This window comes from Litoribaculum gwangyangense (genome assembly GCF_039543505.1).
GTDB lineage: Bacteria > Bacteroidota > Bacteroidia > Flavobacteriales > Flavobacteriaceae > Litoribaculum > Litoribaculum gwangyangense.
This window is the reverse complement of sequence record NZ_BAABJW010000004.1, coordinates 375,426-391,768: the sequence shown is the minus strand read 5'-3', so window position 1 is coordinate 391,768 and position 16,343 is coordinate 375,426. Positions and strand designations below refer to the sequence as shown.

At 31.7% G+C, this 16,343-nt stretch carries 13 protein-coding genes and 1 other RNA gene; 6 read left to right on the top strand and 8 right to left on the bottom strand.

All coding sequences use genetic code 11. The annotated features are described in order from the left end of the window. The first annotated feature begins 60 nt into the window (after positions 1–60). Positions 61–981: a glycosyltransferase family 2 protein gene (locus tag ABD963_RS12930; RefSeq protein WP_345277460.1), complete on the top strand. Its 921-nt coding sequence runs from the start codon at positions 61–63 to the stop codon at positions 979–981. Here ABD963_RS12930 and ABD963_RS12925 read toward each other — a convergent pair. Genes ABD963_RS12925 through ABD963_RS12910 form a run of 4 tightly spaced genes read right to left on the bottom strand, consistent with a single transcriptional unit; the run spans position 929 to position 6,149 of the window. After that, on the bottom strand, positions 929–2,014 hold the full coding sequence (locus ABD963_RS12925) for a glycosyltransferase (RefSeq protein WP_345277458.1): 1,086 nt from the start codon (positions 2,012–2,014) through the stop codon (positions 929–931). The genes ABD963_RS12930 and ABD963_RS12925 overlap by 53 nt on opposite strands. Position 2,015: 1 nt before the next feature. Further along, positions 2,016–3,560, bottom strand: coding sequence for a phosphoethanolamine transferase (locus ABD963_RS12920; protein WP_345277456.1), 1,545 nt, complete (start codon positions 3,558–3,560; stop codon positions 2,016–2,018). Next, complete coding sequence (locus ABD963_RS12915) at positions 3,553–4,842, bottom strand: O-antigen translocase (protein WP_345277454.1); 1,290 nt, start codon at positions 4,840–4,842, stop codon at positions 3,553–3,555. The genes ABD963_RS12920 and ABD963_RS12915 overlap by 8 nt, the downstream gene beginning before the upstream one ends. Before the next feature lie 5 nt (positions 4,843–4,847). After that, on the bottom strand, positions 4,848–6,149 hold the full coding sequence (locus tag ABD963_RS12910) for an O-antigen translocase (RefSeq protein WP_345277452.1): 1,302 nt from the start codon (positions 6,147–6,149) through the stop codon (positions 4,848–4,850). Between the two features lie 143 nt (positions 6,150–6,292). On the opposite strand from ABD963_RS12910, the gene ABD963_RS12905 reads away from it, so the two are divergent. After that, complete coding sequence (locus ABD963_RS12905) at positions 6,293–6,436, top strand: hypothetical protein (RefSeq protein WP_345277450.1); 144 nt, start codon at positions 6,293–6,295, stop codon at positions 6,434–6,436. 124 nt (positions 6,437–6,560) lie between these two features. Here ABD963_RS12905 and typA read toward each other — a convergent pair whose 3' ends face one another. Next, on the bottom strand, positions 6,561–8,360 hold the full coding sequence (typA, locus tag ABD963_RS12900; RefSeq protein ID WP_345277448.1) for a translational GTPase TypA: 1,800 nt from the start codon (positions 8,358–8,360) through the stop codon (positions 6,561–6,563). Between the two features lie 285 nt (positions 8,361–8,645). Here typA and kdsA point away from each other — a divergent pair, with 285 nt between their 5' ends. Continuing rightward, complete coding sequence (gene kdsA / locus ABD963_RS12895; RefSeq protein ID WP_345277446.1) at positions 8,646–9,464, top strand: 3-deoxy-8-phosphooctulonate synthase; 819 nt, start codon at positions 8,646–8,648, stop codon at positions 9,462–9,464. Positions 9,465–9,502: 38 nt separating this feature from the next. Further along, the gene (locus ABD963_RS12890) at positions 9,503–9,739 is read left to right on the top strand and encodes a CDGSH iron-sulfur domain-containing protein (protein ID WP_345277444.1); all 237 of its coding nucleotides are present in this window, start codon (positions 9,503–9,505) and stop codon (positions 9,737–9,739) included. 29 nt (positions 9,740–9,768) lie between these two features. On the opposite strand, the gene ABD963_RS12885 is transcribed toward ABD963_RS12890, so the two are convergent. The 3 genes from ABD963_RS12885 to ABD963_RS12875 all read right to left on the bottom strand — a co-directional run bounded on the left by ABD963_RS12885 (position 9,769) and on the right by ABD963_RS12875 (position 12,334). Continuing rightward, on the bottom strand, positions 9,769–10,137 hold the full coding sequence (locus tag ABD963_RS12885) for a DUF1801 domain-containing protein (protein WP_345277442.1): 369 nt from the start codon (positions 10,135–10,137) through the stop codon (positions 9,769–9,771). 401 nt (positions 10,138–10,538) lie between these two features. Continuing rightward, a complete protein-coding gene (locus tag ABD963_RS12880) occupies positions 10,539–11,051 on the bottom strand; it encodes a hypothetical protein (protein WP_345277440.1) in 513 nt (170 codons plus the stop codon). Positions 11,052–11,128: 77 nt separating this feature from the next. After that, the gene (locus ABD963_RS12875; protein WP_345277438.1) at positions 11,129–12,334 is read right to left on the bottom strand and encodes an NAD(P)-dependent oxidoreductase; all 1,206 of its coding nucleotides are present in this window, start codon (positions 12,332–12,334) and stop codon (positions 11,129–11,131) included. A gap of 262 nt (positions 12,335–12,596) precedes the next feature. On the opposite strand from ABD963_RS12875, the gene ssrA reads away from it, so the two are divergent. Further along, positions 12,597–12,990: a transfer-messenger RNA gene (gene ssrA / locus ABD963_RS12870) on the top strand. Between the two features lie 114 nt (positions 12,991–13,104). Beyond that, entirely contained in the window at positions 13,105–16,338 is a 3,234-nt protein-coding gene (locus ABD963_RS12865) for a VPS10 domain-containing protein (protein ID WP_345277436.1), read from the top strand. Positions 16,339–16,343 lie beyond the last annotated feature (5 nt).

The window sequence follows — 16,343 nt, the reverse complement described above, 5'->3', positions numbered from 1 at the left end:
TCATATATTTGATTTTATAGGCTTGTATTGTATCAAGATTCAAATTTACAAAATCATTTAATGGTACCATTTATTTCAGTTGTTATTCCACTATATAACAAAGAAAAATATATTAAAGCAACCATAGAGAGTGTTTTAAATCAAAGTTTTACAGACTTTGAGATTATTGTTGTTAATGATGGTTCAACAGATGATAGCTTAAATATTGTTAAAAACATTAAGGATTCTCGAATACATACTTATTCAAACAAAAACCATGGGTTATCTTATTCTCGAAACTTTGGCATAAAAAAAGCCCGTTCAGAATATATCGCTTTTCTTGATGCTGATGATTTATGGATGGTAGATTTTTTAGAAACCATACAAAGATTAATAGATACGCATAAAACATATTTTGTGTTTTCCACAAATGTTCTTGTTTTAAAACCACATAAAACAGCTCGTTTAAATCCCAAAATATTCGATACTGGTAAAACAAAGATTATAGACTCCTATTTCAATTTAAACAAGAATATTATGTGCCCTAGTTCACTGGTACTGAATAAGTCTGTTTTTAAAGACGTTGGTTACTTTGATGAGACTGTTAACTATGGTGAAGAGTACGATTTTTACATTCGATGCTTTAGTGTTTATAACTTAGTTTATTACATGGATAGTAAAGTATGTTATCGGACTGGATTACCTGACCAATTAACAACTAGAAACAAAAATTTTATTAGGAAAATACCAGATTACGAAAAGTATTTAAAAACTATTGAATACCCCTATTTAAAAAAATTCTTAGATTTTGTTCATTACGAATTAGTTGTTTTATATAAAATGGAAAAGAATGATGCGCTGGTAAATTTTTACAAGGAAAAAATAAACACAAAAAACTTAACCTGGGTTCAAAAAATTAAGTACTTCCTTCCAACAGACTTATTTTTTATTACGAAAAATATTTATTTGGGTTTTCGAAAATATCTTTCCATTTTTCAATAGCCTTACTTTCCGAAAATTGTTCTAAATCCAAATCAGCATTTGCTTTTATTTTTTGATAAAAATGGGGGTCAACTAACTTGTTAATAGCCAAAGTAAGTGCTTCTTCATTTTGGTCATCGACCAATAAGCCATTAATTCCATGTTTAATAATTTCACCTGGTCCGCTTTTACAATCAAAGGAGATAACCGGCGTATTTAATGAAAGTGCTTCTAATAATACCATCGGAAATCCCTCGGTTTTACTGGTTAAGACCAACGCTTTTGCGTTTCTAATTAATCCATACGGATTCTCCCTAAATGGATAAAAATTCACTAAGTCTTTTAATTTTAAATCTTCAACCAATTGTTTTAAAACTTTTTTGTTTTCACCATCGCCTAGTATTAAAAGTTTAATTTTATTAATTGGAAGATTAGAATTTTTATAACATGTAATTAATTTATCAAATTGCTTTATTTTATTTAATCGTCCTACTCCTATTATGTATTCATCAAAAAAGTCTTCATTAAAATTTTCAAAAGGGGTAGTATTATTTAATAAGTAATTATTGATATGAATACTATTTATATTTAAAGTTTTATTTAAGTAATCCTTAATTTCATGGCAAACAGCTACGAACTTATGGTCTTTAGTATGTGGAAATTTTGCTAATCTAGGTAGTTTTAAAAAAGAGAAATAGAAAGATAAATTATAGCTATGTATACAATAAATAACTTTTTGTTTTCTAAATATTATTTTAGAAAATAAAATTTCCTTTAAATATTTATCACGAACCCTATGATCTATTATCACGTCAAATTTATGCTTCCTAAAATAGTTTTTGAACTCAAGAAAAGCCTTAAATTTATTTTGAGCCTCTTTAATCAATCCAAAATTATATAAATTACCGGTAAATTGATAATCAATAACATTTGTCATGGAAACTACATAAACTTGATATCCCTTGTTTGTCAATGATATAGTTAAATTAGCAGCTACCTTTTCTGCACCACCTTTACTTAAACTATCAGTAAGAATACAAATTTTTTTATTCATATTATTTCAGAAAATAGGAGTCGAAATCAATGCCGTCAATTACTTTTCTATTTCTATCCTTAAATGCACTACTGAAAATACTTTTGCTTTCATCTATATTCTTATATTTTACCCCAAAAAGGTGACCAATGCTTTCATAAGTGTGGTCAGTCATGAACAGTCTATTGGGTTTATATTCAAAATCAAGAGGGAAATCAAAATCTTCAGATGTCCACAATAAAAACGGGATTTCAAACATGCTTTTTGTTAGATTTTCTTCAGATCTTCCGAAAAAGTCAGTTCCATTATCGTAAACATTCTCACCATGGTCTGATAAGTATATTAATGCGCTTTTTTTGTTTTGTATTTTAAGTTCACTGATTAGTGAAAACATAATAAAATCATTATACAAAACAGCATTATCGTAGTTATTTATATTTTCGATTTTGGTTGAAGTATTAGAATTACTTACAAAAACATTGTAGGCTTCTGGATAACGTTTCTTGTAATCAAAGTGAGTCCCTATTAACTTAATAAAAACAACTTTCTTACCAGGTTCAGAAAGAATTTTTGAATAATCTGATAAAATAACTTCATCTAAAATATTAGTTTCAAGGTCATCTATATAATTATAAAATTTAAACTGATTACAACTTGAAGCAATTTTGTTTATCGCATTATCATGGTAGCTTATTGGTCTTTGGTTTGCCAGCCAAAACGTTTTAAACCCAGCAGTATTAAAAATTTGTACAATTGAAGAAGTAGTATCATTGGTATTATCGTTATCTAAAGACGTTAACATTTTAGGCACAGATTTAAGTGTGAATACGTCTGTTGAAATGACATTATTGTATATAAACAAACTATCCTTAATTGAATGTAATAATGGCGTAGTTTCCCTTTCGTAACCATATATTTGCATATGCCCTCTAGTTGTAGACTCTCCTAAAACTACAACTAACACCTCATTGTCTGTTACAACTTTAATATCCTCTTTTCTTATTTTAGAAGTTACTTTATAACTATTTTGTAAATCTATATATCCATAAGTTCCTCGAACGATATTATGATATGCGTTATTTTCAATTAAGCCTGTAAATTTTAAAACAGCTACTATACCTAAAAAACCAAAAATGCCAATGATTGAATGGTATTTATTTGTAATTTCCATTGACAATTTTCGTATCATAAAGAATAAAATAAAGCCAAGAATTATAAACAAAATAATAGATGTGTTTGCATACGCTGAGACAAACTCACTTAATTCTTGATTATTAGACTCAATCAACAAATACATATAGGAGGATGAAAAATTTGAAGAAACCGCCATATAGGATGTGGTTTCTAAAAACAAGTATAGAACATAAAGTAGACAGATAATATCAACAAAAAACTGACGCTTTATAAAACTTCCATAAAGCAAAAAAATTATACAAACATAAAATAGTACATCTTCTTTTAAATCATCAAAATTAAATAAATCAAAATCACTAAAAATTAGTAAAAAAATGTACTTAAGTATTAGTGGAATACTTAAAAATAATATGTGTTTAAAATTTTTAGGCATCTTGTTTTAAATAGTTTGAATTATTAAAATAGATAAAACCAAATACTGAAATTAAATATAAAAAAGAACTTAAAACATAAGCATAAAATACACCTTGAAGAAAATAATCATTTATTAAATATAAACTCAAAAAGTAGAATGATAAATAGAGTATAGCATCCGATACTAAATAAAATACTACCATTTTTTTTGCATGAAATTGATAGGCTAATGAAAAGGCAATTATTTTTATAAAATCTCCTATTAACTGTAAATAAAAATATTTCTCGATAGATTGAAATTCATCTGTTAAAAATATTTTTATGACAACAGTTCTAAAAAGTAATAATATAAGAAACACCGAAATTAAAAATGGAATTAAGTATTTAAAATAGGATTTCATTATATTTTTATAACCTTTAATTGTTTTGTTAATAGCCAGTTGAGGTAACAAATATAATGTTATTAAAGATGAAAAAAACAGCATGTAAAAAGCAGATATTTTATTCATTGCTTCCCACAATCCGGCAGTATTAATATCTAAATTGAAAATAATTTCATTTCTAATAAATAGATAGGACAAACCAATTAGTATTGAAGAATATGTCGCCATACCTAAATAGGTAGCTATAGATTTCAAAAAAACAAAAGATATATTTTTTATGTTTAAAATAAAACTCCAGATAACTTCCCTGACTTCATTTATTAATAAACTGAATAAAAAACTAAAAGCAGGAATTAACACACTTATCAATAAGGCCCCCTTTAGGTTATAATAATAAATAAATAAAAAGCTGAGTAAAGCATTTAAGGTATTTGTAATTGTTATCAAAATAGAATATATCTTGAACTTTTGCAGGCCATTGAATATATAAATAATCAAAAAATTTAATGAAATTAAAGGCAAAAGAATAGACAAACATCTAAATATGTATGCAAATGATATATCTTTTAAAACATAAACACTCAACGGTTTATCAAAAAAAAACAATAGCAAACCAACTATAAAAGAAGTAATTAAGCCCAAACTTATAGCTGAAGAAACAATTACATTAAACTGTTTTGTACTATTCCTATTTTCCGCTATGTGCCTAATAATACCACTTTCAAAACCACTAGCAGTTATCCCAAACACTCCTTGTAAAACATTTTTTAAATTACCAACTAAAGCATAACCAGATGGCCCTAAATAAATAGCACTTACTTTTGAAACAATAAATGAGGATAAAAGTTTACCAAACACCACTAGACTATTGTATGAAAAAACTTTTATAATAGAATTACTAAATATTTTTTTTAACACTTCTTTTATTTTTTCTCGATATCCAAACCAAAAAGCGAACTCCCAAAAATGAGTAAAATAATACCGTAATACATCACATAACTCACAAAATGAGCAATTACAGCCCCTTTTACACTATCGAATACATCAATAAAATAAACACTTGTGCTATATAGCGTTATAATTAAAAAGGCTTCAGTGAGAATATAATGCCAAAACATTTTTTTTGCTAAAAACTGGTAAGCTATAATGATGGATAATATTTTAACAAAATCTCCTAATAATTGCCAAAGGAATAAATCCTCCACAGGTTTAAATTCCTCAGTAAAAACTACTAAAACTATATACTTTTTAAGCAAATAAATTATCAACATGCCTACTGATAAAATTGGAATTACCGTTTTGTAAAAGCTAAAAATTTCTTTTTTGAATTCTTTAGTATCGGTTATTTCAGCAAAGCGTGGTAAAAGATATAACGCTATTAACGAGCTAACAAACATTAAATAATATTTGGATAACCTAGTTATGGCTTCCCAAAAACCCGCATCTTTATAACTCACATTGTCAATAATATAAGATCTAATGGCAATCGTTACCAGTGGTAAAAACACAGCAGTAAAAAGGGCCATTAAAGAGTAAAAACCCATTTTTTTTAAAACACTTAAACTCACATTTTCGACACGTATGTAAGAAATTAAACTACGTCTATTAATAATACCTACCAACGTAATTAAAAATATTATGGATTCGGCGATTACTACAGATATTAAAGCGCCTTTCAATTTTTCTTGATATATTAAAATTAAAGCAATGGAAACGCTCAATATTTGTCCAATAATATTAATAACTATAAGTATTTTATACTTTGAAAATCCATTCATTATTGAAAATGAAAACATATTTAATGCATAAAATGGAAGTACTATGGAGAATATTTGAATAACAAAAGTGTAGTTATTATATTCGGGAAATATCGTATCATTAATCCATTGCGCATTAAAATAGCAGAAAAAAGACACTATAATAGTCGATATAAAACCTGTATAATAAACCGTCGATAGCGTTTTGCTCAGCTCTAAAGTTTTTTCCTTAAATTCGGCAACATACCTTACTATACCTTTGTAAAAACCAACTGTTGCTATCGTATGGGATGCGCCAACAAAATCACGAAGGTTCCCAATAAGCGCTAAACCTACAGGCCCTATAAAAACAGCCACGGCTTTAGAAGTAAGTAAACCAGCTATTATTCTGATTATTACTGAAGTTGTTTGTAGTGAAGCAATTTTAACTAAAACCTTATTATTTATATAGTCTATTAATTTTTTCAATTAATATGAGGATTACATGTGTATTTAAAGAACAATTAAAAACATACAAAATACTCACTTATAACTATATTTTGAGCAGTTTATTATTAATCCTTTTAAAAGGAATCAAATATACAAAATGATTTTGCGTATCAATAAATTGAATGATTAAAGTAAAAATTCATCGATTAAAAATCAATGTTTTATTTTTTCAACAAGTAGTAGATATTGATAAAAAAAATAACGGTATTCGTTATGATTATAGGTCTAGAAACTGGTTGGAGTATGAAACCATAAAATACAAATAGTAAACACCCAAAGGAGTTTACTATTCGTAAATTTTTTACAGATTTCATTAAAAAGGATATCAAAACCGTTCCCATGGCTAAGTACCCTACAACTTCTATCCAAGAAATTCTAAGGAATTCCATGTTATACTGATTTGTTTCGCTTACGCTCTACCTCTGTTAAATAGATTTTTCTTAATCTTATATGGTTTGGAGTTACCTCAACATACTCATCTTTTTGGATGTATTCCAAGGCTTCTTCCAACGAAAATTTTATCGCAGGAACAATTTTGGCCTTATCATCAGCTCCAGATGAACGGACGTTACTTAATTTTTTTGTTTTTGTGACGTTAACTACCATATCATCACCACGAGAATTTTCCCCAATAACTTGTCCTTCGTAAATATCTTCTCCTGGGTCAATAAAAAACTTTCCGCGTTCTTGTAGTTTGTCTATAGAATATGGTATTGCTTGCCCTTTTTCCATAGATACCAAAGATCCATTTTGTCTCTCAGGAATACCACCTTTTAAGGGTTGATATTCTTTAAAGCGGTGCGCCATGATGGCTTCACCGGCAGTGGCAGTAAGCAACTGATTTCTTAAACCAATAATACCTCTTGATGGAATCATAAATTGACAAACCATACGATCACCTTTGGCTTCCATACTTATCATTTCCCCTTTACGTAAAGTAACCATTTCTATGGCCTTCCCAGAAACCTCTTCGGGTAAATCTATAGTCATTTCTTCAACAGGCTCACATTTGATACCATCAATTTCTTTGATGATTACTTGTGGTTGCCCAATTTGTAATTCATAACCTTCACGACGCATGGTTTCAATTAAAACTGATAAATGCAATACCCCACGACCAAAAACCATAAATTTATCCGCACTGTCGGTTTCTTCAACACGAAGTGCTAAATTCTTTTCTAACTCTTTTTTCAAGCGGTCTTTAATGTGACGCGATGTTACAAATTTTCCATCTTTACCAAAGAAAGGTGAATCGTTAATCGTAAAAAGCATACTCATGGTAGGTTCATCAATAGCAATGGTTTTTAAACCTTCAGGATTTTCCCAATCAGCAACGGTATCACCAATTTCAAAACCTTCCAAACCTACCAATGCACATATATCGCCTGTTTGCACCTCCTCTACTTTTTTACGACCTAAACCTTCAAAAATATGTAGTTCTTTAATTTTTGACTTTTGAAAACTTCCATTTCTCTTTACAAGTGAAATATTTTGTCCCACTTTCAACTCACCTCTGGTTAAACGCCCTATGGCAATTCTGCCTGTAAAAGATGAAAAGTCTAAAGAGGTTATGAGCATTTGAGTTGTTCCTGCTTCAATTTTAGGAGCTGGAATATGTTCAATTACCATATCCAGTAAAGGCTCAATATTCTCGGTTTTATTATTCCAATCATCACTCATCCAGTTTTGTTTCGCTGAACCATAAACCGTTGGAAAGTCTAATTGCCACTCTTCAGCACCCAATTCAAACATTAAGTCAAAAACCTTTTCATGCACTTCTTCTGGAGTACAGTTTTCCTTATCAACTTTATTGATTACTACGCAAGGTTTCAATCCTAAATCGATTGCTTTTTGAAGTACAAAACGAGTTTGCGGCATCGGGCCTTCAAAAGCATCAACTAATAACAAAACACCATCGGCCATATTCAACACTCGCTCTACTTCGCCTCCAAAATCGGCGTGACCAGGGGTATCAATAATATTTATTTTTGTGTCTTTATAAATCACAGAGACATTTTTTGAGGTAATAGTAATACCTCTCTCACGCTCTAAATCGTTATTATCCAGTATTAAATCACCTGTATTTTCGTTTTCACGAAACAACTGACAGTGATACATAATTTTATCAACCAGAGTAGTCTTACCGTGGTCAACGTGTGCAATAATTGCAATGTTTTTAATATTAGCCATAATAGTGCCTTATTTTAAGCGTGCAAAGGTACTTATAAATAATGGATTATTGATATAAATATTTTTATTTGAATCTTGCATTTTGTATTCATTAAATCCAGATATTAAAAATATCATAAGTTGTTGAATAACAATTTTTTATATTTTTGAAAACTATAATATGTACGGTGTTTAAATTGTCAATTAAATACTTATACAATTATCTGAATGCAGCACTTTTGAATTAAAACCTAAGTGCATTTATTTCGGTCTTTAATCTTATATTTGTAATTCAAAATTCATAACATGAACCTTAACGACGTTCCAAAATTAAAACATACCAATTCCAACAACTTCTTTTTGCTTTGTGGCCCATGTGCTATTGAGGGCGAAGATATGGCATTATATATAGCCGAAAAAGTTGTTTCCATTACCGCTAAATTGGAAATTCCATATGTATTTAAAGGAAGTTTTAAAAAGGCCAATAGAAGTAGAATTGATAGTTTTACAGGAATTGGAGATGAAAAAGCTTTAAAAATACTGAGAAAAGTTTCTGAAACTTTTGATATTCCTACCGTTACCGATATTCATGAAATTTCTGATGCCTCCATGGCTGCAGAATATGTGGATGTTTTACAAATACCAGCTTTTTTAGTTAGACAAACGGATTTGGTAGTGGCAGCTGCTGAAACGGGTAAAGTGGTAAACCTAAAAAAAGGGCAATTTATGAGTCCGGAATCCATGAAACATGCAGTTCAAAAAGTAAAGGACGCTGGAAACAACAAAGTATGGATAACTGATAGAGGCACCATGTTTGGCTACCAAGATATGATAGTAGATTTCAGAGGCATCCCAACTATGCGGAAATTTGCACCCACCGTTTTAGATGTAACGCACTCGTTGCAACAACCCAACCAAAGTGCTGGTGTTACTGGTGGTAGACCTGATATGATTGAAACCATAGCCAGAGCTGGTGTCGTTAATAATGTGGATGGGCTATTTATTGAAACCCATTTCGACCCAGCAAATGCGAAAAGTGATGGCGCCAATATGCTACACCTCGATAATTTAGAAAAACTACTTTCAAATCTGGTTGCTATTAGAAAAACAATTAACTCGTTATAATAAATTGTATATTTAAGTTTATTTAAATTTAAAAAACTATGGAAAATAATACTCGTGGAGGTGATACACCAATTAAATGTGAATTAGAAGCCAATAAAAATTATGCGTGGTGTACTTGCGGGCATAGTGGTGACCAACCATTTTGTAATGGTTCACATCGGGCTGCAAAAGCAACACCTTCAATGGTCTTTTCAGTAGAAGAAGATACAACGGCATACCTTTGTACTTGTAAACAAACTAAGAATCCACCGTATTGTGATGGTTCACACAAATAGAGTTAAGCCTTTATTAAACATTGTTTAGATTACTTATTGTAAAACGACTTTCCCTTTTGCTTTTTTGCTTCGACAAGTATAGCCATTAAGACCTCATCATTTACATCGTCTAAGGACGTATATCGCAATGATTTAACCACTTTTCGGTTTTCACTAACAAGATAATCATCAAATTCAGAGAGGTATGCCGAGTGCCAAAATCCAACATCAACAAATCGCTTTTTGTGACTCGCATTCAAATAACATAATGGGGTTTCACCTAAATAATAACAAGGAATATGCCACTTGTATTTTAATTCCGCGTCAGCAATAACATGCTTAATTATTACTTGAATATGCATTAAAATAGCGCGATAAGGCTCTGGTTGATTAATAATATATTCTTCCGCTGGATTCAAAATACTTTTTATTCCAAACTTAAAAAAAGTTTTATGATATGGTTTGAAATATGAGTACTTTTTTAAAAATGTGAATCTTTAATCGCAACTAATTTAATAGTAATAATTCATAGTATCGGTCTTTTTTCTTCCCTAGTAAATATGAGACAATTAGAAATAAACAGTCACAAAATTGCTAGGAAATTATATCATTACATTGGTGATTCCCACCAACATTTTGGGATATTTATAGTTTGGTTTTTGCAATGTTAGTTTTAGCTGTTATAAGTAATCCAAAAACTTTATTTTGAATATTACGCACTTCATATTTAAATAATTATATGACAAGAGGCATTCCAATAAAAAAAAAGCCACTAAAATGAATTTTAGTGGCTTTTAAAATTTAATTATTTTGTAATAAACTATTGATTTAAATAATTCATCAAACCTGTATAATCACCGTAACCTTGTGAATATAGAATTTTACCTTCCGAATCAAAATCCAAAGAGTTGTAAACTTTAATTATACCTGTTTTTGCTTCAGTAGAATCCGTAGCGGGTAAAGTAACTTCCCAAGCACCGTAATAGCGCACGGAACCATCAGGTAATTTCGTGTCAGGATTTACCCCCGGTAAAAGTACTGGTGGATTAGGATAAAACTTAAAATCATATTTTTCTAGAAACGCTTTGTCCATCGCCTTTGATTCTTCACTTTGAACCAATATTGTATCTACTTCTGCTCCAAAAAAGGTGTTTAAACCTACCGAATTTTCAGCAAAAATAGAATAGTCTAGAGTTTCATTTTCCCAATCTGATATAGACTTTAGGGCCGTTTTAGAATTTTTTTCAAATAATTCATTTGCAGAATTATCTGGTTCTGCTTTACAACTCACTAAAAAAATGGTTAAGCAAAAAATAGAATAGAAAATTTTCATAAATGTATATTTTGGTTATGTTAATATCTAATAAAGATACTTCATTTATTTGAATATTAAAACTTTAAATCCCAAAATCATTCTAGTGCATCTACATAATTCTTTAAGTAGGAAAATTGTTCGGTGAGTTTACCATTCTCAGCAATTTTTGCTCGTTTTAAAATGCCATCTTTATCGTTATTAAAAAACGCTGGAATAACATGTTCTAAAAACTGTTCTCCAAAGCCTTCACTGGCATCTTGGGGAAGTTCACATGGTAAATTATCAACGGCCATAACCACAATAGCTTTATTATCTTTGTAATCAATTTCAGTTTCTGTTTGAGGGTCATATCCATAAATAGGGTCCGCAATGGTTGAAGCTCGAATGGTGGTTGCCACGGGTCCATCAATATCACAACTGATGTCTGCAACAACTTTTATGTTAAAATCTGGTTTTTTAACATCATTTCTGGAGTATAAGTATGGGGCGCCATCACCATAAAAATGACCCGCAATATAATAATCGGTTACTTTGGCAAATCGCATGAAATTGGACTCGTAATTTTGTGGATTATTAAAAAAATCCAAATTATCAATCACTCGTCCGTCTGTTCGTTTGTTATAATCCAACACATCTATTTTACAATAGACTGGCTCATTAAAAGTTGAATTTAAATACGCTTCAACTGAAACCGCCTTTATAGCCATCGCTTCCAGCATTTCTTGAGCTCCATTGGCTACCTTTCCACTTCCCGTTAACAGAATTTTTATATTTGGAAGCGCCACTTTATTCAATTCTGAAATTAATGCAGCTTGATTTTGTAGTAATCCAGCCTTAGGTAATTGCCAAGAGTTGTATTTTAAGCCCCATGCTCTAAAACCGTTATAGGTTCCAACGATACCGGCATAACGGCCAAAACCAATCAAACGATATCCCTTTTCGTTAACTATCGTTTCGTGGTCGTAAAGCTCTATATTTTTTTCGAGAATCGTTTTTAGTAACTTTCTGTTATAGGGTTGCTTTTTAATGGTATGAGAAAAGAAAAAATATTTTTTACTGGGAATTAAAGCCTGAATAGGAACTTCTTTTACCCCAATCATGACATCGCAATCTGAAATATCATCAGTAACCTCAAAACCTAAAACTTGGTATTGTTCATCTGAAAACACTCGAATATTAGATGATTCTACTATAAAATTGGCATTCGGAAATAGTTTTTTAGCTTTTAGTAAAACAGAAGGCGAAAATACCACACGACGATCTGGTGGATTTTTACGTTCTTTAATAAGGGCAAATTTCATGGTACAATAAGTTTTTTAAAGGAGACGACTGACAGTAATTTATTTGGTACAAATTTTGCACTAATGTACTAGGTTTTGAATGGTTTTACAAACTTTTTGATACCTTTGCAGCCCGCATTAAGGATTACTCATGCATTTATATTTTTAACAAATAGGAATTCGTGAATACCTTTGGCATTTGAAGCGACATCCTTTTGATTTTGCAAAAGATATAGCGAAAAGCCTGACCCTTAAGGGTAATGCACAAATACAAATAATTAATGGGGTCGACTGGTTTTGACAGCGAGATTAATTAAATTGTAAGCACGTCGTGTAATGACTTTGAAACACGTAAAAGGCTAGGTCAAAATTTAAACGGCGAGAATAACTACGCTTTAGCTGCTTAATCTGAATTTTAGTAAGATTGGCCTAGGTACACAAGGTGTACAAGCTTTATGTCTCTGGAAAGCCTTGATTGACGGCGTTCCCTTTTGAGGCATCGTAAATGTCAATATAGAAAGTAGAGTGCTTTGATTTACTTTTGAAACTAAAAAAGCTAAGTTGTAAGTAGAGTGTTTTTAATCAGCTTGCAAATGAAAACCATGAAAAAACTAAACGTGTAGAAAGCCTTTTGGTTACTTGTTTGGACGAGAGTTCGATTCTCTCCGACTCCACTTTACAGCTCCTCTATCAAATAATTTTGATAGAGGAGTTTCATTTTTTAAATGTTATAATTTTATTAAAATTCATGATATGAGTGTGTTGAATATCTAAATTTGCAAAAAAAAGTTATGACGTTGTCAAAAACCATTTTTACCATATTATTTACTTGCCTTTTTTTTATTACAGGAAATACTCAAGAAAAAAAAACAGACTCTACTTTAACGGGATTAAAATTTAGAAGTATTGGTCCTGCCTTTATGTCTGGCAGAATTGCTGACATAGCTATAGATCCTCAAAACCAAAATATATGGTATGTAGCTGTAGGTTCTGGAGGTGTATGGAAAACTGTTAATTCTGGCACTACTTGGACCCCCCTAACAGATAAGGAATCGTTTTATTCCACGGGGTGCTTAACAATAAACCCAAACAATTCCAACACGATATGGTTAGGTACGGGTGAAAATGTTGGCGGACGTCACGTGGGTATTGGTCATGGCATTTACGTAAGCCACGATGCAGGAAAAACATGGAAAAACAAAGGTTTAAAAAAATCTGAACACATCTCTAAAATTATTGTGAACCCAAAAAACCCCAACATTGTTTGGGTTGCGGCCCAAGGGCCTCTTTGGAGTTCAGGCGGTGACAGAGGTGTTTATAAAACCGAAGATGGTGGGGAAACTTGGAAACAGGTTATAAGTGGTAATGAATGGACAGGGGCAACCGATTTGATTATAGATCCAAGAGATGAAGATGTTTTGTATGCTGCCACTTGGCAAAGACATAGAAATGTAGCTGCATATTTAGGTGGAGGCAAAGGATCTGCTTTATATAAAAGTATAGATGGGGGCAACACTTGGGAAAAATTAAGCAAAGGGCTTCCCTCAGGAGATATGGGAAAAATTGGTTTAGCCATTTCCCCCATAAATCCTGATGTTGTTTATGCCGCTATTGAGCTAGAGCGACGTACCGGTGGTATATACAGATCTGAAGACCGCGGGGCTAGTTGGACCAAAATGTCCAATACTGTATCTGGTGGTACAGGACCACACTATTACCAAGAGTTAATAGCTTCGCCCTATGTGTTTGATAAACTTTACTTGATGAACAACAGCACGTTAGTCTCTTTAGATGGTGGAAAAACTTTTGAGGTTATGAAAAAAGCCGATAAACACGGTGATGATCATAGTTTAACATTTAGAACCAACGATCCAAATTACATGTTAATAGGCACTGATGGTGGTATTTATGAATCTTTCGATGGTTCTGAGACTTGGAAATTTGTAAACAACTTACCCATTACCCAGTTTTACAAATTAGCCGTAGACGATGCTGAACCTTTTTACAATATTTATGGAGGTACTCAAGATAATAACACACAGGGTGGTCCTTCACGTACGTTTAAAACAAGCGGTATAGCAAATTCTGATTGGCGAGTAGTTTTAGGTGGCGATGGCCATCAACCAGCCACAGAGCCTGGGAATCCTAACATCATATATGCACAATCTCAAGAAGGCTCACTATATCGAATTGACGTAACTACAGACGAAACTGTTTATATTAAACCTCAAGCAGGTATTGATGACCCTTACGAACGTAACAATTGGGATTCCCCAATTTTAGTTAGCAACCACGACCCTAAACGCATTTATTTTGGAACCCAACGTGTTTGGAGATCAGATAATCGTGGTGATAGCTGGACACCTATTTCGAAAGATTTAACCAAAAACCAAGAACGTCTTTCATTACCCATTATGGGGAAACAACAAAGTTGGGATGGCGTTTGGGATGTATTTGCCATGTCTACCTACAATACCATCACATCACTTTCCGAGTCTCCTTTGGATGAAAACGTGCTTTATGCAGGAACCGATGACGGCATTATACAATACACTAAAAATGGAGGTAATAGTTGGACTAAAATTTTAGTTTCTAATTTACCAAATGTTCCAAGTACAGCTTTTGTAAATGACATAAAAGCCGATTTACACAACGTAAATACAGTATATGTTGCTTTAGATAATCATAAATTTGGTGATTTTAAACCTTACTTATTAAAAAGTACAAACGGTGGAGCTTCATGGAAATCCATAACTAACGGCATTCCAGAAAACAGCATGGTCTGGCGCATTGTACAAGACCACATAAATCCTAATTTACTTTTTTTAGCTACTGAATATGGTATTTATATATCATTAAATCAAGGCGATAATTGGACCAAGTTTTCCGAAGGTTTACCAACAATAGCTTTCAGGGATTTGGCCATCCAGAAAAGGGAAAACGACCTTATAGCAGCCTCTTTCGGTCGTGGCTTCTATATTTTAGATGATTATAGCCCATTAAGAAATGCTAATTCAGAAACACTATCAAAACCTCAATTATACAAACCTAGAAAAGCTTTGCAATATAATCCTACTAGTGGAGGAACCTCAAGCCAAGGTGCCAGTTATTTCACAGCAAAGAATCCGGATTTTGGCGCTAACTTTACGTATTATTTACCAGAAAATTTTCAAAGTTTGAAAGCCCAACGTCAAAAAAGGGAGAAAGTTTTAAAGAAAGAAAACAAGGACATTCCTTTTCCAGGTTGGGATGCTCTAGATGCTGAAAAAAACGAGGATGGTGCTGCCGTAGTTTTGGTTATCAGAGATAAAGATGGTAAATTCATAACTAGACTTAACGCTCCTTACAAAAAGGGGTTTAACCGTGTATCCTGGAATTTAAAAATCCCCAACAATACGTCTTTGAATATTAATAGAATTAGTGGAAATCCCACTTCCTCATACCGAAGTTTGTATGCGCCTGATGGCAACTATTCGGTATCTATGTATTCCAATATTAAAGGAGAAGTTACTAAACTAGCTGAACCACAATATTTTGAAGTAGTAAGGATTAGAGAAAATTACCTTAAAAATCCAATGAGTTCAGAGTTAGACACTTACTTAGCTGACTTAAAAGCCTTTAAATTCGAATATGAAAAAGTCACTAATGATTTTGATAATGCATCAAAAAAATTAAATGCTTTTGAAAAAGCTTTGGCTTACATTGAAAAAGAACCGGGAAGTATTGAAAATGAATTAAAAATACTCAAGGCTCAGATGCTTAAATTAAACCGTATTCTTGATGGAAATGCCTCCAAAAAAGAAATAGATGAGAAAGACATTTTAACTATTGAATCAAGATTATCAACAGCACAACGTGGTTTAAGCACAATTTATGGCCCAACCAAAATGCACATGGAAAATTTAGATATTGCTAAGCAACTTTTTAATAGGATTAAGGCTGATCTTGATAAATTCAGTAAAACGGATATCCCAAAAATGGAGGAAAAACTTTTAAACGCTGGTGTACCTCCTATTTTAGATTAATTTTA